Source organism: Corynebacterium jeikeium, assembly GCF_000738175.1.
GTDB classification, from domain to species: Bacteria; Actinomycetota; Actinomycetes; order Mycobacteriales; family Mycobacteriaceae; genus Corynebacterium; species Corynebacterium jeikeium_C.
The window spans coordinates 40,146-66,051 of the sequence record NZ_JFCH01000035.1 but is presented as its reverse complement, the minus strand read 5'-3'; the positions used below and the strand labels follow the sequence as shown (position 1 = coordinate 66,051).

22 protein-coding genes are annotated in these 25,906 nt (G+C 63.5%); 20 read left to right on the top strand and 2 right to left on the bottom strand.

Annotated features, from left to right (window positions below):
• Positions 1-5: 5 nt before the first annotated feature.
• From JQ46_RS06235 to trmD, 7 genes are all read left to right on the top strand, one after another.
• Positions 6-1,412: an ammonium transporter gene (locus tag JQ46_RS06235; RefSeq protein WP_034986369.1), complete on the top strand. Its 1,407-nt coding sequence runs from the start codon at positions 6-8 to the stop codon at positions 1,410-1,412.
• Complete coding sequence (locus JQ46_RS06230; protein ID WP_034986368.1) at positions 1,409-1,747, top strand: P-II family nitrogen regulator; 339 nt, start codon at positions 1,409-1,411, stop codon at positions 1,745-1,747. Before JQ46_RS06235 ends, JQ46_RS06230 begins: the two co-directional genes overlap by 4 nt.
• A gap of 115 nt (positions 1,748-1,862) precedes the next feature.
• Complete coding sequence (gene ffh / locus JQ46_RS06225; protein ID WP_034986367.1) at positions 1,863-3,446, top strand: signal recognition particle protein; 1,584 nt, start codon at positions 1,863-1,865, stop codon at positions 3,444-3,446.
• 231 nt (positions 3,447-3,677) lie between these two features.
• Complete coding sequence (rpsP, locus tag JQ46_RS06220) at positions 3,678-4,211, top strand: 30S ribosomal protein S16 (protein WP_034986366.1); 534 nt, start codon at positions 3,678-3,680, stop codon at positions 4,209-4,211.
• A gap of 247 nt (positions 4,212-4,458) precedes the next feature.
• Positions 4,459-5,802, top strand: a complete 1,344-nt coding sequence (gdhA, locus tag JQ46_RS06215) for an NADP-specific glutamate dehydrogenase (protein ID WP_034986365.1) — start codon at positions 4,459-4,461, stop codon at positions 5,800-5,802.
• A 3-nt stretch (positions 5,803-5,805) separates the two neighbouring features.
• A complete protein-coding gene (rimM, locus tag JQ46_RS06210) occupies positions 5,806-6,369 on the top strand; it encodes a ribosome maturation factor RimM (RefSeq protein WP_034986364.1) in 564 nt (187 codons plus the stop codon).
• Between the two features lie 2 nt (positions 6,370-6,371).
• Complete coding sequence (gene trmD / locus JQ46_RS06205) at positions 6,372-7,220, top strand: tRNA (guanosine(37)-N1)-methyltransferase TrmD (protein ID WP_034986363.1); 849 nt, start codon at positions 6,372-6,374, stop codon at positions 7,218-7,220.
• A 3-nt stretch (positions 7,221-7,223) separates the two neighbouring features.
• Here trmD and betA read toward each other — a convergent pair whose 3' ends face one another.
• Positions 7,224-9,008 carry a choline dehydrogenase gene (gene betA, locus JQ46_RS06200; protein WP_034986362.1) on the bottom strand — a complete coding sequence of 595 codons (1,785 nt, stop codon included), beginning with the start codon at positions 9,006-9,008 and terminating at the stop codon, positions 7,224-7,226.
• A 244-nt stretch (positions 9,009-9,252) separates the two neighbouring features.
• Between betA and betT (JQ46_RS06195) the strand changes: the two genes are divergently transcribed.
• From betT (JQ46_RS06195) to JQ46_RS06140, 12 genes are all read left to right on the top strand, one after another.
• Positions 9,253-11,454: a choline BCCT transporter BetT gene (gene betT, locus JQ46_RS06195; protein WP_237744748.1), complete on the top strand. Its 2,202-nt coding sequence runs from the start codon at positions 9,253-9,255 to the stop codon at positions 11,452-11,454.
• Between the two features lie 66 nt (positions 11,455-11,520).
• A complete protein-coding gene (locus JQ46_RS06190; RefSeq protein ID WP_034986361.1) occupies positions 11,521-13,092 on the top strand; it encodes an aldehyde dehydrogenase family protein in 1,572 nt (523 codons plus the stop codon).
• Between the two features lie 6 nt (positions 13,093-13,098).
• A complete protein-coding gene (gene betT, locus JQ46_RS06185) occupies positions 13,099-15,276 on the top strand; it encodes a choline BCCT transporter BetT (RefSeq protein ID WP_034986360.1) in 2,178 nt (725 codons plus the stop codon).
• A 19-nt stretch (positions 15,277-15,295) separates the two neighbouring features.
• Positions 15,296-17,566, top strand: a complete 2,271-nt coding sequence (locus tag JQ46_RS06180) for a Tex family protein (RefSeq protein ID WP_034986359.1) — start codon at positions 15,296-15,298, stop codon at positions 17,564-17,566.
• A 113-nt stretch (positions 17,567-17,679) separates the two neighbouring features.
• Positions 17,680-18,021 (top strand): 50S ribosomal protein L19, encoded by a 342-nt coding sequence (rplS, locus tag JQ46_RS06175; protein WP_005295302.1) that lies wholly within the window; start codon positions 17,680-17,682, stop codon positions 18,019-18,021.
• A gap of 85 nt (positions 18,022-18,106) precedes the next feature.
• Positions 18,107-18,904: a signal peptidase I gene (gene lepB, locus JQ46_RS06170; RefSeq protein ID WP_034986405.1), complete on the top strand. Its 798-nt coding sequence runs from the start codon at positions 18,107-18,109 to the stop codon at positions 18,902-18,904.
• Positions 18,905-19,531, top strand: coding sequence for a ribonuclease HII (locus JQ46_RS06165; RefSeq protein WP_034986358.1), 627 nt, complete (start codon positions 18,905-18,907; stop codon positions 19,529-19,531). It begins immediately after the preceding gene.
• A 4-nt stretch (positions 19,532-19,535) separates the two neighbouring features.
• The gene (locus tag JQ46_RS06160) at positions 19,536-19,841 is read left to right on the top strand and encodes a DUF2469 domain-containing protein (RefSeq protein ID WP_005295294.1); all 306 of its coding nucleotides are present in this window, start codon (positions 19,536-19,538) and stop codon (positions 19,839-19,841) included.
• 172 nt (positions 19,842-20,013) lie between these two features.
• Positions 20,014-20,376, top strand: a complete 363-nt coding sequence (locus JQ46_RS06155; RefSeq protein ID WP_034986357.1) for a YraN family protein — start codon at positions 20,014-20,016, stop codon at positions 20,374-20,376.
• A 3-nt stretch (positions 20,377-20,379) separates the two neighbouring features.
• Positions 20,380-21,918 (top strand): YifB family Mg chelatase-like AAA ATPase, encoded by a 1,539-nt coding sequence (locus JQ46_RS06150; protein WP_034986356.1) that lies wholly within the window; start codon positions 20,380-20,382, stop codon positions 21,916-21,918.
• Positions 21,915-23,105 (top strand): DNA-processing protein DprA, encoded by a 1,191-nt coding sequence (gene dprA / locus JQ46_RS06145; protein WP_034986355.1) that lies wholly within the window; start codon positions 21,915-21,917, stop codon positions 23,103-23,105. The genes JQ46_RS06150 and dprA overlap by 4 nt, the downstream gene beginning before the upstream one ends.
• A gap of 17 nt (positions 23,106-23,122) precedes the next feature.
• Complete coding sequence (locus JQ46_RS06140; RefSeq protein ID WP_034986354.1) at positions 23,123-24,031, top strand: tyrosine recombinase XerC; 909 nt, start codon at positions 23,123-23,125, stop codon at positions 24,029-24,031.
• Here JQ46_RS06140 and JQ46_RS06135 read toward each other — a convergent pair.
• Positions 24,006-24,425, bottom strand: a complete 420-nt coding sequence (locus JQ46_RS06135) for a M23 family metallopeptidase (RefSeq protein WP_034986353.1) — start codon at positions 24,423-24,425, stop codon at positions 24,006-24,008. The genes JQ46_RS06140 and JQ46_RS06135 overlap by 26 nt on opposite strands.
• Positions 24,426-25,047: 622 nt before the next feature.
• Between JQ46_RS06135 and rpsB the strand changes: the two genes are divergently transcribed.
• On the top strand, positions 25,048-25,869 hold the full coding sequence (rpsB, locus tag JQ46_RS06130; RefSeq protein WP_034986352.1) for a 30S ribosomal protein S2: 822 nt from the start codon (positions 25,048-25,050) through the stop codon (positions 25,867-25,869).
• Positions 25,870-25,906 lie beyond the last annotated feature (37 nt).

The window sequence follows — 25,906 nt, the reverse complement described above, 5'->3', positions numbered from 1 at the left end:
GAAAAATGACCCCAGATCAACTTGTACTGACCTCCGGAAATTCGGCTTGGATGCTCATCAGCGCGTCGCTGGTGCTGCTCATGACCCCAGGCCTTGCCCTCTTCTATGGCGGCATGACTGGCCGCCGCCAAGTGCTCAACATGATGATGATGTCCTTCGGCGTGATGGCCATCGTCCCCGTTCTCTACGTGCTGTGGGGCTGGTCGATGTCCTACGCCGGCACGGATATCGCAGGGTTGTTCGGCAACCCCTTCACCGCGTTCGGTTTTTCTGGCGAGATTACTGACGCCGCGGGCCAACCGGTCGAAGGTGCCAACGGATACCCCAATGCCATCGACATCGGCTTCCAGGTGACCTTCGCCATCATCTCCACCGCCATCATCTCCGGCGCACTGGCTGGGCGCGTGAAGTTCGCCGCCTGGTTCGCCTTCGCCGGTGCGTGGGTGACCCTGGCGTACTTCCCGCTGGCTCACATGGTGTGGGGCGGCGGCCTGCTTGGCGACGGTGAGAACTCTATCGCCGCCTGGATGTTCGGCTCCGTCGACGGGGAAGCCAACATTACGCCCATCGACTTCGCAGGTGGCACCGTGGTGCACATCTCCGCCGGTACGGCGGCGCTGGTTCTGGCTCTGCTCGTTGGCAAGCGCGCTGGCTTCCCCTCCAAAGTGGGCCGTCCGCACAACCTGCCGATGGTGATGCTCGGTGCCGCACTGCTGTGGTTCGGTTGGTACGGCTTCAACGGCGGCTCCGCCTTTGCCGCCGACGGAATGGCTGGTCTGGCTTGGATCAACACTACGGTCGCTACCGCGGCCGCGATGCTCGGCTGGATGCTCTGTGAAACTATTCGCGACCGCGCCGCTACCTCTCTGGGTGCCGCGTCTGGCGCCGTGGCAGGTCTGGTTACGATCACCCCGGCGGCTGGGACGTTGACGCCCCTAACTTCCATCGTCATTGGATTCATAGGTGGCGTCATCGCTTGCATGGCAATCGGCCTCAAGTACCGTTTTGGCTACGACGACTCCCTCGACGTCGTGGGTGTGCACCTGGCCGCAGGGCTGTGGGGCACGGTGGGCCTGGCGCTGCTGTCGAAGGACAACGGTGTGTTCACTGGCGGCGGGGTAGATGGCCTCAAGCTGCTACTGGTGCAGATCGTGATCGCAGTGGTGGCGATGATCCTCTCCGGCGTGGTTACCTACCTGATCGCCCTGGTGATCAAGGTCACGATCGGCTGGAGGGTCGACGATGAGGGTGAGGATACGGGCATCGACCTGGTGGAGCACCGCGAGTCCGCCTACGATCTTAAGGTCACGTCGAGCTCACATATCCGCAGCATGTACGGCGTCGAGAACCCCCACAACAGCGCCCACAGCAAGCCCGAGAACAGCGCACAGAATAAGGGAGAAGAATCGTGAAACTCATTACCGCAGTAATCAAGCCCTTCACACTGTCCGACATTCGCCAGGCCCTCGAGGCCATCGAGATCCACGGCTTGACCGTCAGCGAGACTCAAGGCTTCGGCCGCCAGCGCGGCCACAGTGAGGTGTACCGCGGCGCCGAGTTCGCGGCGGACTTCGTGCCAAAGGTAAAGCTAGAGATCGTGGCGGCAGATGCCTCTGTGGATAGCATCGTCGACGCGATTGTCGGCGCCGCCTGCACAGGAAAGATTGGCGACGGCAAGATCTGGATCACCCCGGTGGACGAGGTGATCCGCGTGCGTACCGGCGAGCGCGGAGAGGATGCGCTGTAAAGCGGCGCTCTAAAACGCTCTAAAACACCGGTGAAATGTGACTGTCGTGTAGGCCACTGGCTAAGCTAGGGGAGTTATAAGCCAACCTCCGATACCTACAAGGGAGCACTAAGTAGTGTTTGAGTCTTTGTCAGACCGCCTGCAATCTGCCATGAAGGGCCTTCGTGGCAAGGGCAAGCTGTCCGAGGCTGATATTAATGCCACCGCGCGCGAGATCCGCCTTGCGCTCTTGGAGGCAGACGTATCCCTCCCGGTGGTGCGCGCCTTTATCAAGCGCATCAAGGAGCGCGCCGCTGGGGCAGAGGTATCCGAGGCGCTGAACCCGGCACAGCAGGTCATCAAGATCGTCAACGAGGAACTCAAGGAGATCCTCGGTGGCGAGACCCGTAGGCTGAACCTGGCTAAGCACCCGCCGACAGTCATCATGTTGGCCGGTTTGCAGGGTGCCGGTAAGACCACCCTGGCCGGTAAGCTGGCCCTACACCTGGCTAAGAAGGGCCACACACCCATGCTGGTGGCCTGTGACCTGCAGCGTCCGGGTGCGGTGCAGCAGCTGCAGATCGTCGGTGAACGCGCCGGTGTAAAGACCTTTGCTCCGGATCCGGGCACCAGCCTGGATTCCCACGACCACGAGATGGGCACCAGCCACGGTGATCCCGTCGACGTCGCGCAGCGCGGTATCGAAGAGGCTTACCGCAGCCAGCACGACATCGTCATTATCGATACCGCTGGTCGCTTGGGCATCGACGAGGAGCTCATGCGCCAGGCGCGCAACATTCGCGATGCGGTGGAGCCCGACGAGGTGCTCTTTGTTATTGACGCCATGATCGGCCAGGATGCCGTTACCACGGCCGAGGCGTTCCGCGATGGCGTGGACTTCACGGGTGTCGTCCTGACGAAGCTGGATGGTGACGCCCGCGGTGGTGCCGCACTGTCGATTCGCGAGGTCACCGGCAAGCCGATTCTGTTCGCCTCCACCGGCGAGAAGCAGGAAGACTTCGACATCTTCCACCCGGACCGCATGGCTAACCGCATCCTCGGCATGGGTGACGTGCTCACCCTGATCGAGCAGGCCGAGCAGGTGCTGGACGCCGAAAAGGCCGAAGACTCTGCCATGCGCATGGCCTCCGGCGACCTGACGCTGGAGGACTTCCTCGAGCAAATGCTGATGATCCGCAAGATGGGTCCCTTGGGCAACATCCTGAAGATGATGCCCGGTGGCTCCCAGATGTCGAAGATGGCCGACATGGTCGATGAAAAGGAACTGGACCGCATCCAGGCCATCATCCGCGGTATGACCCCGGCTGAGCGCCAGGACCCGAAGATCCTGAACGCCTCCCGCCGCAAGCGCATCGCAAACGGCTCCGGTGTTAGCGTCTCCGACGTGAACAAGCTGGTCGAGCGCTTCTTCGAGGCCAAGAAGATGATGGGCAAGATGGCCGGCCAGTTCGGCATGGGCGGACGCTCTGCAACCAAGAAGCAAAAGGTGCACCGCAAGGGCAAGAAGGGCAAAAACGCCAAGAAGCGCAAGAACATGCGTAAGGGCATGGGCGGCGGCCAGGGGATGCCGGGCATGCCGGGCATGCCGGGTATGGGCGGCGGAATGCCCAGCATGAAGGACCTGGAGAAGATGCAGGAGCAGCTTCCCCCGGGCTTCGAAGGCATTGACCTGTCGAAGATGAACTTCCCGAAGAAGTAGAGGGCACCTCCAGCAGGGGATTTGGTTCCCGTGGGTGCCGGCTACTACACTTATGCAGGTTGTCTGTGTAACACCGTCCCCGACCACGGTCGGCCGGTGGTCACGCGCAGCAAAAATACGAAGGGTTGAACCGGCTCTGGCCAGAAATTTTTTTTAGCGGGTTATCCGCAGAGATTTTTCGCAGAGTGTCTGAACTGCCCAGTGACCAACTAGAAGAAAAGGAGCCATCACATGGCCGTCAAGATTAAGCTGCAGCGCCTGGGTAAGATCCGTACCCCGGAGTACCGCGTCGTCGTTCAGGATGCTCGCACCAAGCGTTCCGGAAAGATCATCGAGAACCTGGGCATCTACCAGCCCACCCAGGAGCCGTCCTTGATCCAGATCGACTCTGAGCGCGCACAGTACTGGCTGGGTGTCGGCGCACAGCCGACCGAGCCGGTTCTGGCTCTCCTGAAGATCACCGGCGACTGGCAGAAGTTCAAGGGCATCGAGGGCGCCGAGGGCACCCTGAAGGTTGCCGAGGAGAAGAAGTCCAAGCTGGATCTGTTCAACGAGGCTCTGGCTGAGGCTGCAGATGGCCCGACCGCAGAGGCTATCACCGAGAAGAAGCGCAAGGCCAAGGAAGAGGCAGAGGCTAAGGCCGCTGCTGAGGCTGCCGCTGAGGAAGAGGCTGCTGCTAAGGCAGCTGAGGAAGCCGAGAAGGCCGAGGCCGCTGAGGCTGACTCCGAGGGCGAGGCAGAGGCTGAGGCCGAGTCCGCAGAGTAAGGGGGCGGCGGTACGAACCGTCACCTGATTCCTAACCCCAGGTTGAGTAGTTACTGCTCACCTGGGGTTTCTGTATTTGTAGGGTGGATTTCAAGTTGTCTTTCACGCTATCCGTTGCGGCGATTGCCCCCGGCACGCACCACTTGAATGTGTTGTCAGTCATGGGGAGTAGACTAAATGACTGTCATCACAGGTCGGCCGCATGCCGACCATTGGGTTTTCGCGAGAGGCAAAGAAGGCATCCTCAATGAACGTCGAAGAAACCGTCAGCGGTTACTACCAGCAGATTATTCAGCGCAACGCGGGGGAGCCAGAGTTCCACCAGGCTGTTTCGGAAGTGCTGGATAGCCTGACGTACGTCCTGAAGAAGGACGAGCACTACGCAAATTATGCACTCATCGAGCGCATGTGTGAGCCGGAGCGCCAGGTCATCTTCCGTGTCCCGTGGATCACTGACGAGGGTGAGGTGCGCGTGAACCGCGGTTTCCGTGTGCAGTTCAACTCCGTGCTCGGCCCCTACAAGGGTGGCCTGCGCTTTCACCCTTCGGTGAACCTGGGCATCATCAAGTTCCTGGGCTTCGAGCAGATCTTCAAGAACTCCCTGACCGGCCTGCCGATCGGCGGCGCAAAGGGCGGCTCCGACTTCGACCCGAAGGGTAAGTCGAACCGCGAGATCATGTCCTTCTGCCAGTCCTTCATGACGGAACTGCACACCCACATCGGCGAAGAGGTCGACGTTCCCGCCGGTGATATCGGCGTGGGTGGTCGCGAGATTGGTTACCTGTTCGGCCAGTACCGCCGCATGACGAACCGCCACGAGTCCGGCGTGCTCACCGGTAAGGGGCTGACGTGGGGCGGCTCCCTGGTGCGCACCGAGGCCACTGGCTACGGCACCGTGTACTTCACCCAGGAAATGATGGGCGCCCACGACGATCGCTTCGACGGTGCCAAGGTCATCGTCTCCGGCTCCGGTAACGTCGCCATCTACGCGGCCCAGAAGGCGCAAGAGCTTGGCGCTACCGTCGTGGCTATGTCTGATTCCTCTGGCTATGTGTGCACCCCGGAGGGCGTGGACATCGAGCTTTTGAAGGACGTTAAGGAGGTGCGCCGCGCACGCCTTTCCGACTACGCCAAGGAGACCGACGGCGTGACTTACCACGAGGGTGGCAACATCTGGGAGGTTGAGGCCGATGTTGCTCTGCCGTGTGCCACCCAGAACGAGCTGGACGGCGAGTCGGCCATCATGCTCGCCGACAATGGCTGCCGCTACGTCGCAGAGGGCGCGAATATGCCTTGCACCCCGGAGGCTATCGAGACTTTCCGTAAGCGCAAGGTCTTCTTCGCTCCGGGTAAGGCTGCCAACGCCGGTGGTGTGGCTACCTCTGCCCTGGAGATGCAGCAGAATGCCTCCCGCGATTCCTGGACCTTTGACTACACGGACAAGCGCCTGCGCGACATTATGCGTGGAATCTTCAAGCGTTGCGATAGGACGGCCCGGGAATACGACCGCGAAGACGATTACGTCCTCGGCGCCAACATCGCCGGCTTCCGCAAGGTGGCCGATGCGATGCTGGCACAGGGTGTTATCTAGCCTATGGAACTGCAGATCGGCAGGGTGATCAAACCCCATGGCGTACGGGGAGAGGTTGTGGTCGACCCCACAACCGATACTCCCGAGCAGCGCTTCGCTGCCGGCGAGGTTCTGAAGGGCAAGCAAGCGGGCAAGGAGCTGTCCTTGACCGTCCGTTCCTTCCGCCCGCACCAGGGGCGCCTGTTGGTCACCTTCGAGGAGGTCGTCGACCGTACGGCCGCTGAGTCCCTACGCGGCGTGCGCTTCTTCGCCGCCCCCGTGCACGATGAGGACGACGATGGTTTCTACGACCACGAACTCGAAGGTCTCACCGCCTACCTCCTCGCCCCTGGCACGGACCTGGAGGGCGACGAGATCCAGCTCGGGGATCTTGTCGGGGAGGTTGTTGCCGTCGAGCACACTCCGGCCGGGCAGTTGCTCGTTATTCTTATTGACGCCGAATCCCAGCTGCCGACCGCTGGAAAGGAAGTGCTCGTACCCTTCCGCCACCAGATTGTCCCGGTTGTAGACCTGGAAGAGGATATCCTCGTACTCACACCGCCCGAGGGGCTTTTGGAGCTGAGCTAGTTTTGCGTCTAGACGTAGTAACGATCTTTCCCGAATATTTGGAGCCGCTGCGCCACGCGCTCCTGGGTAAAGCCATCGAACAGGGGATCCTAAGCGTTGGCGTGCATAACCTGCGCGCCTGGACCAGCGACGTCCACCAGTCAGTGGATTCCACCCCGTGCGGCGGAGGCCCCGGCATGGTGATGAAGCCCGAGGTCTGGGGGCCTGCTCTTGATGACGTCGCGGCTGGCACCGGCCCGGCGGCCACGGTCAGCGACCTGGAAAGCTCCGCGGAGCACAAGCGCAACCTGCGCCCAGCCACTACTAATGGCGATGCTGAGCCTTTAGGGGAGGAGGCGGGTGGCGTCACAAAACCTCTGCTTATTGTCCCTACACCCGCAGGAAAACCGTTCACCCAAGACATGGCAGAACGGTGGAGCAACGAAGAGCACGTTGTGTTTGCCTGCGGCCGCTACGAGGGGATCGACCAGCGTGTGGTGGATGATGCGCAGAACCGCTACCGCGTGGAGGAAGTCAGCATTGGTGACTATGTGCTGATCGGCGGGGAGGTCGCCGTGCTGGTTATGGCCGAGGCGATGGTGCGGCTGATCCCCGGCGTGCTGGGCAACCAGGCCAGCCATCAGGAGGATTCCTTCCAGGACGGCCTGCTGGAAGGCCCCAGCTACACCCGCCCCCGGCAGTGGCGCGGGCTGGACGTGCCGGACGTGCTGTTTAGCGGCAACCACGCGAAGATTGCGCAGTGGCGGCGCGAACAATCCCTCGCCCGGACCAAAAAAATACGCCCGGACCTGCTGGATAGCGTGGAGCTATCCAAGGCAGATCGGGCGTATCTGGACGGGCTGGAGCCCTAGCAACTAGTGGTCAGCGCCCGGGATGGCGTTGACGTGATCGCGGGGCTCGTCGCCTTCTGCGTACAGCGGCATGTCCTGCTTGGCGTGGTAGAAGGGGATGTCGATCGGATCCAGGGGCTTGTCGCCCTTGATCAGGTCGGCGGCCTTCTCTGCCAGCATGATGACCGGCGCGTAGATGTTGCCGTTGGTGATGATCGGCATGACCGATGCATCGGCGATGTACAGACCCTCAACACCGTGGACCTGCATGGTCTCCGGGTCGACAACGGCCATCTCGTCGTCCGCCGGGCCCATCTTGGCGGTGCAAGACGGGTGCAGAGCGGTCTCTGCGTCGTTGCGGACCCACTCCAGGATTTCCTCGTCGGTCTCCACGGCAGCGCCGGGGGAGATCTCGCCGTCGGTGAATTCCTTCATCGCCGGGGTATCCAGCAGCTTGCGGGAAGTGCGCACGGCCTCGACCCACTCGCGGCGGTCCTGCTCGGTGGCCAGGTAGTTGAACAGGATCTCCGGCTTGTCCTTCGGGTCGTTCGACTTGATGTGCACGTGGCCCTTGGTGTCGGAGTACATCGGGCCGACGTGGAACTGGAAGCCGTGCTCGCCCTCCGGCTGGGAACCGTCGTAGCGGATCGCCATCGGCAGGAAGTGGAACATCAGGTTCGGGTAGTCCTCGTTCTCGTTGGAGCGGGCGAAGCCGCCGGCCTCGAAGTGGGAGGAAGCAACCGGGCCGCGGCGGGTCAGCAGCCACTGCAGGCCGATGAACGGGCGGTTGATCATCTTGTAGTACGGCTGGGAGCTCACCGGCTGGGTGCAGTTGTACTGCACGTAGACCTCGAGGTGGTCCTGCAGGTTGTTGCCCACGCCGGGCAGGTGCTTCTTGACCTCGACGCCAGCCTTTTCCAGGACCTCGCGGTCACCGATGCCGGACAGCTCCAGCAGCTGTGGGGTGTTGAAGGCGCCGCCACAGAGGATGACCTTGTCGGCGAAGACACGGTGGGTCTGGCCCTTCCACTGGTACTCCAGGCCTACCGCCTTGCCATTTTCGATGATGACCTGCGTGGTGTAGGCGCGAGTGCGCACGTCCAGGTTCTTGCGGTTCATGACCGGGTGCAGGTAGGCGCGAGCGGCGGAGAGGCGCTTGCCGCCCAAGATGTTGCGGTCGAAGGGAGCGAAGCCCTCCTGGCGGTAGCCGTTGACGTCGTTGGTGAGGTTGTAGCCGGCCTGCTGGACGGACTTGAAGAAGGCCTGGAACAGCGGGCTGGTGGCCGGGCCGCGGGTCAGCTTCAGCGGGCCGTTGTGGCCGCGGCGCGGGTCGTTAGCGTCGGCGCCCAGAGCGGTTTCCATCTTGTTGAAGTAGGGCAGGACGTGGCTCCAACCCCAGTTGGACATGCCAGGCAGCTTGCCCCACTTCTCGTAGTCCATCGGGTTGCCGCGCTGGAAGATCATGCCGTTGATGGAGGAGGAGCCACCCAGCACCTTGCCGCGGGCGTGGTAGATACGACGGCCGTTCATCTCCGGTTCCGGCTCGGATTCGTACTGCCAGTCGTAGTGCTTGTCGCCGATGGGGAAGGAGAACGCCGCCGGCATGTGGATGAACAGATCCCACAGGGAGTCCGGGCGGCCGGCCTCCAGGACCATGACGTCCTTGGTGGAGTCTTCAGAGAGTCGGTTGGCCAATACGGAACCTGCGGAACCGCCGCCAACGATGACGATGTCCCGACGACGGTCTTCGATTACCTGGCCTGTGGTGTCGTTCTTCTTTCCTGGAATCAGCTTGTCAATGAAGCTCATCTATTCACTCGCCTCCTAGTTAAATGACTGAACGTAAACCAGTATGCCATTTTCTTTTACAGATCGCTAGATGGCAGGTAAAAGGCATGATTAATCTACCTCACTAGTGAAGTGTAAATAGACACCTATGTGAGGGGTAATGCTGGAAAATTAGAAAGACCTGTGTATTCTAGGGAATTGTATTTCTGAGAAAATGAACTCCCTTTGGCGTAGTAGCGATCGTGGAGAACAAGAGGAGAATTACATGACAAATCCCGAAAACGACCACCAGCCGGAGGCGGCCGAAAGCGCCTCCCGGCGCCTCGTGAGCAGGAAAAAAGCCTCTGCCCCGCGAGTGATCGTCGGCTCTTTTGATGTTAACGACCGTGATAGCTATTCGCCGGGTGAAGTAACGGACCCCAAGACCAACTGGCCCGTCTTCATCGTTTCGGCACTCGGCATCCTGGCCGTCGCCCTCTACGCTTTCTTCGGTCGCGAGCAGGCCAAGGACACCCTGGGCACCGTCACCGGCTGGATCTCCACGAACCTCGGCTGGTTCTACATCGTCACCGCGACGGTAGCCGTGATTTTCGTCCTAGTGGTTGCTTTCTCGAAGTCGGGCAACATTCGCCTGGGGCCGGACCACTCCCGTCCGCAATTCCGCCTCTTTTCTTGGTCGGCGATGCTCTTCGCCGCCGGCATTGGCGTGGATCTGATGTTCTTCGCCGTCGCGGAGCCGGTGACTCAGTACATGGCGCCGCCAGTAGGGGAGGGGCAGACCCGCGAGGCTGCAGAGCAGGCAGTCGTGTGGGCACTGTTCCACTACGGCATCACAGGTTGGGCCCTGTATGCCCTGATGGGTATGGCCTTCGGCTACTACGCCTACCGCCTGAACATGCCACTGGCCATCCGCAGCGCCTTGTACCCGCTGATCGGTAAGCGCATCCATGGACCCATCGGCGGTGCAGTGGACATCGCCGCTGTGCTGGGCACCGTTTTCGGCATCGCGGCTTCCCTGGGCATCGGCGTGGTGCAGCTGACCTACGGCCTGCACCTCATCTTCGGTTGGGATCAGGGCGTGGCCGTCCAATCCGGCCTGATCATCTTCGCCGTCGGCATCGCCACCCTGTCCGCCATCTCCGGCGTGGACAAGGGCATTAAGCGCCTGAGTGAGATCAACGTGTTGCTCGCCATCGGCCTGGTCCTCTATGTCACCGTCACGGGCCAGACTGCCTTCCTTCTTGACGCCCTCGTGATGAACATCGGCGACTATGTGTCCTCCTTCCCGGGCATGACGATGGACACGTTTGCCTTCTCCGAGGACCCGGAGGCCACCAAGGCATGGATGGGCGCGTGGACGCTGTTCTTCTGGGCCTGGTGGGTAGCCTGGGCGCCCTTCGTCGGCCTGTTCCTGGCCCGCATTTCCCGCGGCCGCACCTTGCGCCAGTTCGTCGTCGGCGTACTGACCATCCCGTTCCTGTTCATCCTGCTGTGGATGAGCCTGTTCGGAAACACCGCCCTGAAGCGCGTTGTCGGTGGCGACATGGATTTCGCCAACAACACCATGGAAACTCCGGAGCAGGGCTTCTACGCACTGCTGCAGGACATGAACGGCGGCGCGGTGCTGATCGTCCTGTGCACCATGATTGGCCTGCTTCTGTACATCACCTCCGCCGACTCCGGTGCGCTGGTGACCGCCAACTTCACCTCCAAGATCGAGGATTCCCGCCAGGACGGTGCCAAGTGGTCCCGCATCTTCTGGGCCGTGCTGGTCGGCTTGCTGACCCTGGTCATGCTGCAAGTTAACGGCGTCGAAACAGTGCAGCTGGCAACCATCGTGATGGGCCTGCCGTTCACGATCGTGATCTACCTCATCATGTTTGGTCTGTGGCGTTCTCTGCGCCTGGAGAGCTACGCCACCGAGGCCCGCAGCATCTCGCTGCACAGTGCTATGTCCGGCCGCTCCGGTGCCGGCGGGGACAAGCAGTCCTGGCGCAAGCGCCTGTCTCGAGCATCCACCTGGCCTAGCCAGGCCAAGGCCAACGAGTACCTCACTAACGTGGCGCAGCCTGCGCTGGAGGCCGTTGCCCGCGAGCTGAAGGACGAAGGCATCGACACTACGCTGGTGGCTGCAGACGTGCCGAACCTGCCGGTAAACCAGCTAGACCTCACCATCCACCTGGGTGAAGAGCAAGACTTCCGCTACCAGATCTACCCCTTGGAGCACCCGGTGCCGAGCTTCACCCGCAGCACTAACAATGGGGAGAACTACTACCGACTCGAGGTCTTCGACAACACCGGCTCGCTGGGCTACGACATCTACGGCTACACCACGGAACAGCTGATCGATAACGTCCTGGACCTCTACGAGCGCCACCTGGAGTTCCTGCACATGCAGCGCGACCTGCCGGGCACCTCCGACATGTCCGATGGCGCGGATCCCGTGCGCACCTGGACCGAAGACTAAAAGCTGGACCAACTGGACCGACCAACTGGACCAAAAGGTCAAATACAGAAAGCGAGAATCACAACCATGAACGCTGTACTGTTCGACCCCACCACCTGCGAACTGCTGGCCGGGGTGCACAAGAACGAGGGCGCTCCCGCCTCGCTGTTCATCAACGGCGAGTGGGTAGCAGCCGAAAAGGGCGAGACCCGCACGATCACCAACCCCGCCGATAACTCCACCGTGGGCTTGGTGTCCGAGGCCTCCGACGAGGACACGAACAAGGCCATCGCCGCTGCCCGTGCCTCCTTCGACTCCGGCGTGTGGGCCGACGTGCCCGCCGCCGAGCGTGGCAAGCTGCTGCTGCAGGTTGCCGACAAGATCCGCGAGAACAAGGATGCCTTCGCCCGCGCCGAGTCCGCCGACACGGGCAAGCGCCTGGCTGAGTCCGAGATCGACATGGACGACATCGCCAACTCCTTCGAGTACTTCGGCACTCTCGCCCAGCACCAGGCCGGTCGCGTCGTGGACCCGGGCGATGCAAATGTTCGCTCTCGTATTGACGCCGAACCGGTAGGCGTATGCGGCCTGATTACCCCGTGGAACTACCCGCTGCTGCAGGTGGCCTGGAAGGTCGCCCCGGCCCTGGCCGCAGGCAACTCCTTTGTGCTGAAGCAGGCGGAGCTCACCCCGCACACCGCCATGATGCTGATGACGGTCCTGGACCAGCTGGGGCTGCCGGCTGGCGTGGCTAACCTGATCACCGGCGCGGGCGCCAACTGCGGCAACCCGCTGTCGCAGAGCCCGGATGTGAATATGGTCAGCTTCACCGGCGGCCTGGTCACCGGCAAGCTGATCGCCCGCAACGCGGCGGAGACCGTCAAGCGCGTGGCCCTCGAGCTGGGTGGCAAGAACCCGAACGTTATCTTCGCCGACGCGGACTTCGACGCTGCGGTGGATAACGCACTGAACGGCGCGTTCGTCCACTCCGGCCAAGTGTGCTCTGCGGGCTCCCGCATCGTGGTGGAGGAGTCCATCCACGACCAGTTCGTCGAGGCTCTGGTGGCCAAGGCCGAGAAGATCAAGGTCGGCGGCCCGCTGGACGAGGCCGCCGAGACCGGCGCCCTGATCTCCGCCGATCACCGCGACAAGGTTGCGGCCTACGTCGACCGCGCCCGCGAGCAAGGCGCGAAGATCCTCTGCGGCGGCCGCATCCCGACGGCCGAGAACAACCAGGGCTCCCACGCCACGGGCAACACGGACCTGACCCAGGGCGTGTTCTACCTGCCGACGATCATCGATGGCTGCACGCAAGAGATGGACTGCGTGCACGACGAAGCCTTCGGCCCGGTCGTGACCATCGAGACCTTCACCACCGAGGACGAGGCCGTAGCCATCGCCAACGACACCGAGTACGGCCTGGCCGGAGCTGTGTGGACCACTGACGCAGGAAAGGCGGAAAGGGTCGCACGTAAGCTGCGTCACGGTACTATTTGGATTAATGACTTCCACCCCTACCTGCCGCAGGCGGAGTGGGGCGGAATGAAGCAGTCCGGCAACGGCCGCGAGCTCGGCCCCACCGGACTGGCCGAGTACCAAGAGCACAAGCACGTCTACACCAACATCGCGCCAGCGGTGACGGGGTGGTTTAAGGAATAGGAAAAGTTGGCGGACAAGAAGCGATCCAGACTGTCAGCTGGCCCTCGGGCCATCGTCGGTACGTACTCTGCGGGGGCGGACCGTTCACGCAGTGGGGAGCCTCCCAAGGCCAACTGGCCCGTGGTGGCGGTCACGATGGTCATCACTTTGCTGGTCGCTATCTGGGCCGCCGTCGCCAGCGATAACTTCGATTCCGTCGTCGGGGGAATCACCGGGTGGCTGACAGAGAGCCTGGGTTGGCTCTACATCGCCACCGTTGCCATTGCGCTGATCTTCATGATCTGGATCGCCCTGTCCAAGGCGGGCGCTATCCGCTTGGGTCCCGACCACTCCAAGCCCCAGTACAGCCTTTTCTCCTGGTCGGCAATGCTCTTCGCCGCCGGTATCGGCATCGGCGTGATGTTCTACTCCGTGGCCGAGCCGCTGGCGCAGTATTCCACCCCGCCGGTGGGCGAGGGGATGACGGAGCAGGCCTACAACGAGGCCATCGCCTGGACTCTTTTCCACTGGGGCGTGTCCGGCTGGGCGCTGTACGCGCTGATGGGCCTGGCCTTTGGCTACTACGCCTACCGCCTGAACATGCCCCTGGCCATCCGCAGCGCCCTGTACCCGTTGATCGGCAAGCGGGTGAACGGGCCGATCGGCGACGCGGTCGATATCGCCGCCCTGCTCGGCACGATCTTCGGCGTGGCGGCCTCCCTGGGTATCGGCGTGGTGCAGCTGAACTTCGGTCTGAACATGGTGTTCGGCCTGCCCGAGGGCCGTGGCATGCAAATCGCTCTGGTGGCGCTGGCAGTGGGCGTCGCAGCGATCTCCGCAGTATCCGGTGTGGACAAGGGCATTAAGCGCCTCAGTGAGGCGAACGTCTACCTCGCCACCGCACTACTGCTGTTCGTCCTGTTCACCGGCCGCACTGGCTGGCTGCTGAACTCCGTGGTGAAGAACATGGGCGACTACCTCGCCTGGCTGCCGCGCTGGACCTTCGAGACTTTCTCTTACTCCCAGGACCCGGCAGCCACCGCGGATTGGATGGCTAACTGGACCCTGTTCTTCTGGGCCTGGTGGGTGGCCTGGGCGCCGTTCGTAGGTCTGTTCCTGGCCCGTATTTCCCGTGGCCGCACCTTCCGCCAATTCGTCATCGGTACCCTGTGCGTCCCCTTCCTTTTCGTCGCGCTGTGGGCCTCCATCCTGGGCAACACTGCGCTGGATCGTGCGGTCAACAACAAGGATCACGACTTCCTGCAGACCGCCGTGGACTCCCCGGAGCGTGGCTTCTACACCCTGCTCGATGGACTGCCCGGCGGCACGATCGTGGTGTTTATCGCCATCCTCGTGGGTCTGCTGTTCTTCGTGACCTCCGCGGACTCCGGCGCGCTGGTTATGGCGAAGTTCTCCTCCATCTCGCAGGACCCACAGCAGGACGGCGCGCCGTGGATGCGCCTGATGTGGTCGGGTGCCGTCGCCGTGCTGACGATCGCCATGCTGCAAGTTGGCGGCATCGCCACGCTGCAGATGGCCACGCTGATCATGGGCTTGCCGTTCATGGTGGTGGTGTACCTGATCATGGTGGGCTTGATGCGCTCGATACGCATGGAGACCGCCCAGGTGGATTCCCGTGCCATCGCTCTGCACTCCGCAATCTCCGGACGTACCCTGCCCTCTGGCAACGACCTGGACTGGGAGAACCGCCTCGATCGCACTTCTACCTGGCCGTCGGAGCAGACCGCGCACCGGTATGTGGTGCAGATCGCCAAGCCCGCCCTTGAATCGGTCGCTACGGCGCTGCGGGCTAGGGATTATGACGCCACGTTGTTGGTCGCCGACAGTAAGGACACCAAGGTTCCCCAGTTGGACCTGTCCGTGATTTTCGGGGAGGACCCGGTCTTCCGCTATCAGCTCTACCCGGTCATCTCCACCACCCCGGAGTTCGCGGTTCGCGAGGGTGCGTCGGACAAGCTCGACAACGGCAAGAACTACGTCCGCCTCGAGGTCTTCGGCATGAACGGCTCCCTGGGCTTCGACGTGTTCGGCTACACCCGCGCGCAGCTGATCAATAACGTGCTGGATCTTTTCGATCGCCACCTGGAGTACCTGCACATGCAGCAGGGCTTTAGCGGCGAGCGCGATCTGACGGAGTTCACCAGCGATGCGCCCGAGTGGGGCGAGGACTTCGGCAAGCAGTAGCCCCTCTAGAATGTGGGGAATGACCGATAGCATCGCTAGCATCATTGCCCACGAGCTCGGGGTGGATCAGCCCCGCGTTCAGGCCACCATCGACCTGCTGGATGGCGGGGCGACCGTGCCGTTTATCGCCCGCTACCGCAAGGAAGTCACCGGCGGCATGGACGATAGCCAGCTGCGCCAGCTCGAGCAGCGCCTCGACTACCTACGCGAGCTCGCCGCCCGCAAGGAGACCATCCTCAAGAGCATCGAAGAGCAGGGCAAGCTCACCGACGAGCTGCGTGAAAAGATCCTGGCCGTGGACACGAAGGCCCGCCTCGAGGACCTGTACCTGCCGTTTAAGAAGTCCCGCCGCACCAAGGCCGCCATCGCACGCGAGGCCGGCCTGGGGGAGCTGGTTGAGAAGCTGCTCGCCGGAGGTAGTCCCGATCTGGCCGCGGACTACGTCCAGGAGGGTTTTGCTGACGCCGCCTCGGTGATGGCCGGCGCCAGGGCCATCGTGGTCGATGACATTTCCACCGATGCAGATCTGGTGGGGGAGATCCGCGAGGAATACTTCAAGCGCGGCCGTGCCGAATCCGCCGTGATTGAGGGCAAGGAGGAAGAAGGCCAGAAGTACCGCGATTACTTCGAGTTTGACGAGCCTTTCGGGGACCTGCCGAGCCACCGCGTGCTGGCGCTGCTGCGCGGTGAGAACGAGGGCGTGCTGCGCGTGAACTTTGCGCCGGGGGAGGACGACGAGTTCTACCAGGGCATCATCGCCGACCGCACTGGGCTGCAGGCCCAGGGGGACCCGGCCGATAAGTTCCGCGCCGAATGCGTGCGCTTCGGCTGGCGCACGAAGCTGGCGGTCAGCTCCGCGGTGGATGTGCGCATGCGCCTGAAGGAGAGGGCCGACGAGGCTGCCGTGAGCGTGTTCTCGAAGAACCTGAAGGATCTGCTGCTGGCGGCCCCCGCGGGCCACCGGGCGACCCTGGGCATGGATCCGGGCTACCGCAACGGCGTGAAGTGTGCCGTGGTGGACGGCACCGGCAAGGTGCTGGACACGGTGGTTGTCTACCCGCACTCCGGCCAGTGGGATAAGGCCCGCACGATCCTCAGCGCCCTGGTGAACAAGCATGGTGTGGAGTTGCTGGCAGTCGGCAACGGCACCGCCAGCCGCGAGACGGAGAAGCTGGCAAAGGAGATCGCCGGGCTGGCTGAGGGTACCAAGCCCCAGACCGTCGTCATCTCCGAGGCGGGTGCGTCGGTCTACTCCGCCTCCGAGGTGGCCGCCCAGGAGTTCCCGGACATGGACGTCTCGCTGCGCGGAGCCGTTTCCATTGCCCGCCGCCTGCAGGATCCGCTGGCGGAGCTGGTGAAGATCGACCCGAAATCCATCGGCGTGGGGCAGTACCAGCACGACGTCAACCAGGCGCTGCTGGCCGCCGGGCTGGACACTGTGGTGGAGGATGCAGTGAACTCCGTCGGCGTGGACGTGAACCTGGCCAGTGCGCCACTGCTCAACCGGGTGGCGGGCGTTACTCCGACCCTGGCGGAAAACATCGTGGCCTACCGTGATGAGAACGGCGCTTTCAAGTCCCGCAAGGAGCTGCTGAAGGTGCCGCGCCTGGGGCCGAAGGCGTTCGAGCAGGCCGCGGGCTTCCTGCGGATCAACGGAGCTGCCGACCCGTTGGACGGCTCAGCCGTGCACCCGGAGGCCTACCCGCTGGTGCGCCGCATCGTGGACGCCACCGGCGTGGAGGTTGCGCAGCTCGTGGGCAACTCCGCCGTGCTGGGCAAGCTGCGTGCGGGGGACTTCGCGGACGAGCAGTTCGGCATCCCCACCGTCACGGACGTGCTGGCGGAGCTGGACAAGCCGGGGCGCGACCCGCGCCCGACGTTTAAAACCGCCACGCTCGCCGAGGGGATCGAGACCATCAAGGATCTCAAGCCGGGCATGGTGCTAGAGGGCACGGTCACTAACGTTGCGGCCTTCGGAGCCTTCGTGGACATCGGCGTGCACCAGGATGGCCTGGTTCACGTCTCCGCCATGAGCGAGCAATTCGTAAAGGATCCGCACGACGTGGTCAGCTCTGGCGAGGTGGTGAAGGTGCGCGTCGTTGACGTGGACGTTCCGCGCAACCGCATTGGCCTTTCCCTGCGCCTGCAGGACGAACCCAAGGCCCCTACAGCCAACGGCAAGTCCAAGCCGAAGAAGGGGGCGCGGAGGAAGCCCAACCAGCGCAATCAGGCTCCGCAGGGCAGTATGGCCGCCGCGCTGAAGAACGCGGGATTTGGACAAAGCCACTAGTCGGTGTCATACTACTCAAGTTAATTTCTGTTGTGGGTACGAACCCGTAGGCGCGCGCGTCACGCGAAAAGCCGCGAGGATCCTCTATCCAGACGAGCAAAAGGATTTCATCCATGCACATTCTTGATAAGGTTGACGCAGCTCAGCTGCGCGACGACATTCCCGAGTTCCGCGCCGGCGATACCCTGGACGTTCACGTCAAGGTTATCGAGGGCTCCAAGTCCCGTCTGCAGGTTTTCCGTGGCGTTGTGATCCGCCGCCAGAACTCCGGCATCCGCGAGACCTTCACCATCCGCAAGGTTTCCTTCGGCATCGGTGTGGAGCGTACCTTCCCGGTTCACTCCCCGAACATCGACCGCATCGACGTCCTGTCCCGCGGTAAGGTCCGCCGTGCGAAGCTGTACTACCTGCGCGAGCGTCGCGGCAAGGCAGCCCGCATCAAGGAGCGCATCTAGTACTTACCCCCTAAGTGCTATCAACCCAGTCACACTTTCGTGGCTGGGTTTTTTGCTGTTCGCCCCACTGGTATCCTCGTTCTTTGTGACTCATCGACAGGAACCCAACGACCCTAACGTGCCCGATGAGGCTGCAGCGCAGCCGGAGCAGGGGGCGTCACCAAAAAAGAAGAAGGAGAAGAAGACCTACCCTTGGTGGGTCGAGATGCCGATCATCATCCTGGTGACGATGCTGGTACTGGGCGCTTTCAATAACTTTGTGGGCCGCATGTACCTGATTCCTTCCGAGTCGATGGAGCCAACGCTGCACGGTTGCGTGGGCTGCACACCTGACCGCATCTTCGTGAACAAGCTGGCCTACCGCGGCGACAAGATGCCCGACCCGGGCGATGTCGTCGTCTTCGTCGGAACCGAGTCTTGGAACGAGGAGTACACCTCCCGCCGCAGCTCCAACGATGTGGTGCGTGGGCTGCAGAACGTCGGCGCCACCATCGGCATCGTTGCGCCGGACGAAAACACCTTGGTCAAGCGCGTGATCGCCACCGGTGGGCAGACCGTGCAGTGCCAGGAGGGCGACCCGGGCATCATGGTCAACGGCAAGAAGGTCGATGATTCCTACACGATGGACCCGCCGGCGAACCCGATCGACCCGACCACGGGCTCCAAGGAGTGCCAGGGCGACTACTTCGGACCTGTCACCGTGCCGGACGACGCTGTCTGGGTGATGGGCGACAACCGCACCAACTCGCTGGACTCCCGCGCGCACATGGGCGACGAGCACCAGGGCACCATCCCGGTGGAGAACATCGTCGGCGAGGTCGAGTCCATCCTGCTGCCGTTCAGCCGCATTGGTGGCGTGGACTCCCTGCCCATCCAGGGCTAGATGGAACGCGAGCTAGAGGCCGCGGGGCTGGGGCCTGTCGCGGGGGTGGATGAGGCCGGGCGCGGCGCGTGCTGCGGGCCGATCTCGATTGCGGCGTGCATCCTGCCCTCCGACCTGGACGGGGCCGGGCTGGACCGCCTGACCGATTCGAAGAAGCTCACGGAAAAGACCCGCGAGCGGATGTACGACGTCATCCGCGACGTTGCCGTTTCCTACTCGATCATCCACATCAGCGCCGAGGACATCGACCGCTTCGGCATTCAGCACGCGAACGTCTCCGGCATGCGGCGTGCCGTGGCCGCTTTGGATGTGCAGCCCGGCTACGTGCTAACGGATGCGGTGAAGGTCCCCGGCCTGCCCATGCCGCACCTGCCGGTGGTGAAGGGCGACCAGATGGCCAAGTGCATCAGCGCGGCGAGTGTGCTGGCAAAGGTTTCCAGGGATCGAGTGTTGCGAACCCTCGACGAGGAATTCCCGGGGTATGGTTTGGCTAGTCACAAGGGCTATGGCACCAAGGCGCACATGACTGCGGTGAGCCTGCACGGTGGCACCCCTTATCACCGTTACAGTTACAAGAACGTGGCCGCTGCGCACCAGCAGTGGCTTAAAGGGAAGGATCGAGGGTAAGTCCGTGAGTGCTGAGGAACTAGACGACTACGAGGCAAACGTCGAGCTGTCGATGTACCGCGAGTACCGCGACGTGGTCAGCCAGTTTTCCTACGTTGTGGAGACCGAGCGCCGCTTTTACCTGGCCAACGCCGTCGAGTTGATCCCGCGCAACTCCGGCGGAGAGGTCTACTACGAGGTCCGCATGTCTGATGCCTGGGTGTGGGACATGTACCGCCCCGCTCGCTTCGTCCGCTACGTGCGCGTAATCACCTACAAGGACGTAAACATCGAGGAGCTCGACAAGCCCGAGCTACAGCTGCCCGACTGACCTGCATTTTTCCGCTTATTCACAGCCCAGGGGTTTTCCACAACCCCCTGGGCTTTTGTTGTCTCTGTTTCTTTTTATGACGCCACCCCACGGGGATGATGCCCCACACTTGTGAACCAGGTACCGGGCGTGAAGGACCGGTGCCGGATCACGGAAAAGGGGAGGGCGACTAGTGACGGCGGCGAACAAGCGAGCAGTGGGAAACCTGGGGGAGGACCTGGCGGCTGAGTATCTGCAGCGGGCGGGGTATGAGGTGCTGGACCGCAACTTTTACACCCGCTACGGGGAGCTGGACTTGGTGGCGCGGACACCCGAGGACGACCTGGCTTTCATCGAGGTAAAGTATCGCGCCTCGGACTCCGACGGGGGCGGAGTGGCGGCGGTGGGGTCGCGGAAGCTCAGGCGGATTCGCACGCTGGCCGGACTGTGGCTGGAACAGAACCGCGAGGGGGTGCAGTTTTCCGGGGGACTGCGCGTGGACGTGATCGACGTCGGACCGGACGGCGTGCGCGAGCACGTCGAGGGGGTGTGGTGACCAATGGCCGTGGGGCATGCGCAGTCGATAGCGCTGGAGGGGACCCGACGGACGGTGATCACTGTCGAGTGCGACGTGAGCAGGGGGCTACCCGGAATATCAATCGTGGGTATGGGGGATACCGCGGTGGTGCAGGCGAAGGACCGCATCCGGTCGGCGTTGAAGAATTCCGGCGTGAGGTGGCCGGGGTCGCGGACCGTGATGAGCTTGTCGCCTGCCGGGTTGCCGAAGCAGGGGGCCGGTTATGACCTGGCGATGGTGTGCGCGATGCTCTCTGCGGTTGCTGATGATGCGCTAGCAGCGGGACGGCTAGCTCAGACGATTCTGGTGGGGGAGCTGGGGTTGGACGGGCAGATCCGCCCGGTGCAGGGAGTGTTCGCGCTGGTGCTGGCCGCGGCGATGGAGGGATTCTCCACTGTCGTGGTGCCCGTGGGAAACGAAAGCGAGGCAGCCGAGGCTGCGCAGGCAGCAGCGAGCGATGGGGGTGTGAGCGTGCTGGTGGCCCCGAACCTGGGTACGGTTATCGACTGGCTGCGTGGGGGAGAGCTGCGAGAGGCATGCCCGGGGGAGTACGCCCCGCCTCGGCAGATGGGGGACCTGGCGGAAGTCGTGGGACAGCCCGCCGCCCGTCGGGCGGTGGAGGTGGCCGCGGCCGGGGGACATAACCTAATGCTGACGGGGCCGCCGGGAAGCGGCAAATCGATGCTGGCCGAACGTCTGCCGGGGATCCTGCCGCCCATGACCGATACCGAGCGGGTGGAGGCCGCGAGCGTGCACTCCCTGGCGGGAGTAAAGGGGAGCTTGCTGGAAGTGCTCGCGGGTCAGCGGCCGTTCATCGCCCCGCACCACAACGTGACCCCGGCGGCACTGATCGGTGGCGGTCGCGTGCCCGCGCCCGGGGCCGTGAGCCTAGCCCACCACGGGGTGCTGTTTATCGACGAGGTCAGCGAGGCGCGCCGGGATAGCCTGGAGTGCTTGCGCGTGCCCATGGAGCTGCGCCGCGTGGAGCTCATGCGGGCGAATCGAATCTCCAGCTTCCCCGCCGACTTTCAACTGGTGATGGCCGCCAACCCCTGCCCGTGTGGCGCGGAGCTGCCGATTGACTGCACGTGCCCATCGGGGGCGCGGCTGCGTTATCAGGCGAAGCTATCCGGTCCGCTGCGCGACCGAGTGGACGTGTTCGCCACCACCACGGGCAGGCCCCAGATTGAGGCGCTTAGCAGTCCTGGAGAGACCAGCGCCGCCGTGGCCGAACGGGTGGCCGAGGCCAGGGAGCGCGCCCGCCAGCGGTGGGGCACCGCCAGCAACGCGCTGGTGCCCGGAAAAATTTTGCGGCAGGTAGGCGTGGACGATTCCGGCGCCGTGCTGCTGGAGGACATGCTGCGCACCGGCACGATCACGCAGCGGGGAGTGGATCGGACCATCCGGGTCGCCTGGACACTTGCGGACCTAGACCGCGCTTCCGCTCCGCACCTGGGGCACATCAGCGACGCGGTGGAACTCTTCGGAGCGGACAGGGAATTGGTAGAGGTACAGCGATGACGACCCAGGACAATTTTTTGGAGTGGGTCTACGTGCGCCGGGTCATAGAGGCATCGCGCCTCGACGTGTTGGACATGCTGTGGCCCAACGGTTGGGAGCAGCTCGGCCCCGCGGACGTGCGATCCGTAGCAGAAGCCCTGGCGCGCCGGGGAGGGAAGCTGCCGGACGCACTGGCGGACTCGACCTCGCAGCGCTACGAGCAGGACCCCACCCGCGACGCGGAGCTGGCCATCGCCCGCGGCTGGCGGTTGGTCACCCCGGAGGACGACGAGTGGCCTGCCGAACTGACCGCCAGTTTCGTCCGCATGGCCGAATCGGGTGCGGATCACGATTCCTCCGTCCGCGGCCAGGCGGCCGCGCCCTTCGCCCTGTGGGTGCGCGGGGATGTTCGCCTGGATGCGCTGGTGCGCCGCTCGGTTACGGTCGTGGGCACCCGCGCCGCCACGCGCTACGGCGAGCAGGTCACCGAATCCTTCGCGGGAGACCTCGCGGACGCGGGCTTCAGCCTGATCTCCGGGGGTGCGATCGGCATCGATGCTATCGCCCACCGCGCGGCCCTCGATTCCAAGATGCCCACGATTGTGGTCATGGCCTGCGGGCTCGACGTTTCCTACCCCAAGGCGCATGGGGATCTGTTTGAGCAGATAGTCGCCGCCGGCGGAATGCTCATCAGTGAGTATCCACCGGGCATCCCGCCGGCCCGCCATCGCTTCCTCACCCGCAACCGCCTGGCGGCGGCGCTCGGACAGGCGACCCTGGTGGTGGAGGCCCCGCAGCGCAGCGGAGCCCTCAACACCCTGAACTGGGCTGAGGCCTTCGTGAAGCCTACCTTTGCCGTCCCTGGCCCCGTCACATCCCACGCTTCCCTCGGGTGCCTCGACCGCATCCGTACCGCCCGCGCCACGCTGGCCGTCAGCGCCCGTGACCTGATCGAGGAGCTCACCCCTCTCGGCGAGCAGATGGTGCTGGGGCTAGGCCAGGAGGATCGTTCGTTCCTGCCTAGCTGGGAGCACCTCGCCATTATTGACGCCGCAGCCTTGCCGAGCGGCAAAGGCCCCGAAGGCAGACTGCCGCAACTGGTGGAAGCCACCGGTTTGCCCGCCCGCACGGTGATCCGCTGCTTGCGAGACCTGGAGGCCATGGGCAGGCTCCGGAGGGAGGCGGATCGCTGGATTAGGGTCGAGTGACCGGCTAGATTGGTCACATGAGTAACTCCCGTCCCACTGGCACCACGGCGCCGCTGTGGTCTGTGCTGGACGACTACGAGCAGCACCTGCGCCACGTGGTCGGGCGCTCCGAGAACACGATCCGCGCCTACCGACGGGATCTCGACAGCGCGCTGGAAGGCTTAGAGCGCATCGAGGAGTTCGACCTGGACCGCGCCCGCGACGTGCTGGGCTGGGCGGTGGATAACGGCGCCAGCCGGGCCAGCCTCTCCCGGCTGGCCTCCAGCATGCGGGGCTTCGGAGCCTTCCTTGCCCACCGCGGCTTCGTGCAGGCCAACCCGGTCGCCGCGCTGAAGGCGCCGAAGCCGCAGCGCACGCTGCCGCGCGTGCTGCGCGCCGATCAGGCCTCCGACATGCTCAACGGCCTGCAGCCCGAGGGTGATGCCTCCACGCCTAGCGCCATCCGCGACTGGGCCATGGTTGAGTTGCTGTACGCCACCGGCATCCGCGTTTCCGAGCTGACTGGCTGCGATGTGGACGACGTGGACTTTTCCAACCGCCTCCTCCGCGTGACGGGTAAGGGTAGCAAGACCCGCGTGGTCCCCTTTGGGGCCACCGTGGTGACAGCCCTTGAGAAGTGGCTCGAGGTGCGCGGGGACATGGCGAAAGGCACTCCGGCTCTCTTTGTGGGAGTCCGCGGTAAGCGCATTGACCCCCGTCAGGTGCGCACCGTGGTGAACCGCGTAACCCAGGCCGGCCCCGGCCCGCGCCTGTCTCCCCACGGGCTGCGGCACTCCGCGGCCACGGCGATCCTGGAGGGCGGGGCGGACCTCCGCGTGGTGCAGGAGCTCCTTGGCCACTCGAACATGTCCACCACGCAGATCTATACCCACGTCGGCACCGAGCGCCTGAAGGCCGTCTTTAACCAGGCGCATCCCAGAGCCTGACCCGTACGGAACCGAGAAGCGTCATCGGGTCGATGTACACCCGCCCCTTGCCTTCGAATCGCGCGCCCCAGGATAGCCCCGGCGATTTCCGGGCATGCTCAGGCAAGTTGGCGACATCCGCCAGCACGCCGATGACCTCGCCTCGGCGCACCTTTTGACCGGCGCGCACGCGTGCCATGACGGGCTCATAGGTGGTGCGGATACCGTCCGCGTGGCTGATGGAGACAACCGGCGTGCCAGCGACGACTCCTGCAAAGGCGACGGTGCCACCCCGGCTGGCTAAAATCGCCTCACCGGGAGAGGCCTGCAGGTCCACGCCCCGGTGACCCGGTTCCCACACGGCATCGGGAATGTCCGCAGCGCGGATTACCTGCGCATCCTTGGCAGTTGGCAACCTATGTGAGCGGACTATGCGGGACGCATCGGGTTGGGAACTTGCAGTTGGCAAGGGGGCAGGCGGGGCGCCAACCCAGAGGAGAACCAGCGCAAGCGTTAAGGAAATGGTGCGGTATAGCCGTGGGGTCATGGCTACAGATGATGCGTGGGGGCGTCACCAAAAAGAAAGGGCGAACCGGCGAGGCTGTGGATAACTAAAAGTTGTCCACAGAAACGGCACAACGCGCGGCGATAGGACTTGTTTAGGCAGCGTGAGTGGGGGTAGGGTAGCAAGCGCAGTATGTCCGGATCCGTCTGCCGCACTTTCTTGATACACACAAGTTCTAAGGGAGTGCACTCGGTTTCGCGAAGACCGAGAGGCGGAGTAAGGCGACTGACTACGCGTAGATATTCGCACCCCACCTAATGGCTCACCAGCACGGTCCCGATAGAAGAAGCGGGCGAACATGGCGAGCCACAGCTACACCGGGGACTATCTGCCAGGATGGTGCATAAGCCACGCACGTACAGTGAGTGTCGAGTGCATCGTGAAGAAAACCGTCAAACCCTAAACTTTGAAAGCGAGGAAGGGGCGGCGCCGACCACGCGGTTGGCTAGAAGAAATACGCCCCTGTAACACCATGGCTGTTGTTACTATGCGCGAGCTGCTGGACGCTGGTGTCCACTTCGGTCACCAGACCCGCCGTTGGAACCCGAAGATGAAGCGCTTCATCTTCACCGACCGCAACGGCATCTACATCATCGACCTGCAGCAGACCCTGACCTACATCGACGAGGCATACGAGTTCGTCAAGGAGACCGTCGCCCACGGCGGCAACATCCTGTACGTCGGTACCAAGAAGCAGGCCCAGGAAGCAGTTGCCAACGAGGCAGAGCGCGTGGGCATGCCCTACGTCAACCACCGCTGGCTCGGCGGCATGCTGACCAACTTCCAGACCGTTGCTAAGCGTCTGCACCGCCTCAAGGAGCTGCAGGCAATGGACGCAGCTGAGGACGGCTACAAGGGCCGCACCAAGAAGGAAGTTCTGATGCTGACCCGCGAGCGCAACAAGCTGGAGCGCGTCCTCGGCGGCATCGCGGACATGACCAAGACTCCGTCCGCTCTGTGGATCGTCGACACCAACAAGGAGCACATCGCTGTCTCCGAGGCACAGAAGCTGAACATCCCGGTTGTCGCAATCCTGGACACCAACTGCGACCCGGATGTTGTCGACTACCCGATCCCGGGCAACGACGACGCTATCCGCTCCGCAAACCTGCTGACCAGCATCATCTCCTCCGCAGTCGAGGCTGGCCGCCAGGCCCGCGCCGAGCGCCAGGAGGCTGCAGCCAAGGAAGCTGCCGGCGACGCTGACAAGGCACCGGCTGAGGCTGAGAAGACCGAGGCCCCCGCCGAAGAGGCTCAGGCTGAGGCAAAGGCCGAGGGCAACACCGAGGCATAAGCTGCTTTAGAGCTAGCGATTTAGCGCCCACCCCCGT

What these genes read in the sequence shown, in the direction of transcription:
- JQ46_RS06180 (WP_034986359.1), top strand. Translation starts at nt 15,296, where the DNA reads ATGACCGATAGCATCGCTAGCATCATTGCCCACGAGCTCGGGGTGGAT.
- JQ46_RS06165 (WP_034986358.1), top strand. Translation starts at nt 18,905, where the DNA reads ATGGAACGCGAGCTAGAGGCCGCGGGGCTGGGGCCTGTCGCGGGGGTG.
- betA (WP_034986362.1), bottom strand. Translation starts at nt 9,008, where the DNA reads ATGAGCTTCATTGACAAGCTGATTCCAGGAAAGAAGAACGACACCACA.
- rimM (WP_034986364.1), top strand. Translation starts at nt 5,806, where the DNA reads ATGGAACTGCAGATCGGCAGGGTGATCAAACCCCATGGCGTACGGGGA.
- JQ46_RS06140 (WP_034986354.1), top strand. Translation starts at nt 23,123, where the DNA reads ATGAGTAACTCCCGTCCCACTGGCACCACGGCGCCGCTGTGGTCTGTG.
- betT (WP_237744748.1), top strand. Translation starts at nt 9,253, where the DNA reads ATGACAAATCCCGAAAACGACCACCAGCCGGAGGCGGCCGAAAGCGCC.
- JQ46_RS06190 (WP_034986361.1), top strand. Translation starts at nt 11,521, where the DNA reads ATGAACGCTGTACTGTTCGACCCCACCACCTGCGAACTGCTGGCCGGG.
- rplS (WP_005295302.1), top strand. Translation starts at nt 17,680, where the DNA reads ATGCACATTCTTGATAAGGTTGACGCAGCTCAGCTGCGCGACGACATT.
- gdhA (WP_034986365.1), top strand. Translation starts at nt 4,459, where the DNA reads ATGAACGTCGAAGAAACCGTCAGCGGTTACTACCAGCAGATTATTCAG.
- JQ46_RS06150 (WP_034986356.1), top strand. Translation starts at nt 20,380, where the DNA reads ATGGCCGTGGGGCATGCGCAGTCGATAGCGCTGGAGGGGACCCGACGG.
- rpsB (WP_034986352.1), top strand. Translation starts at nt 25,048, where the DNA reads ATGGCTGTTGTTACTATGCGCGAGCTGCTGGACGCTGGTGTCCACTTC.
- rpsP (WP_034986366.1), top strand. Translation starts at nt 3,678, where the DNA reads ATGGCCGTCAAGATTAAGCTGCAGCGCCTGGGTAAGATCCGTACCCCG.
- dprA (WP_034986355.1), top strand. Translation starts at nt 21,915, where the DNA reads ATGACGACCCAGGACAATTTTTTGGAGTGGGTCTACGTGCGCCGGGTC.
- JQ46_RS06235 (WP_034986369.1), top strand. Translation starts at nt 6, where the DNA reads ATGACCCCAGATCAACTTGTACTGACCTCCGGAAATTCGGCTTGGATG.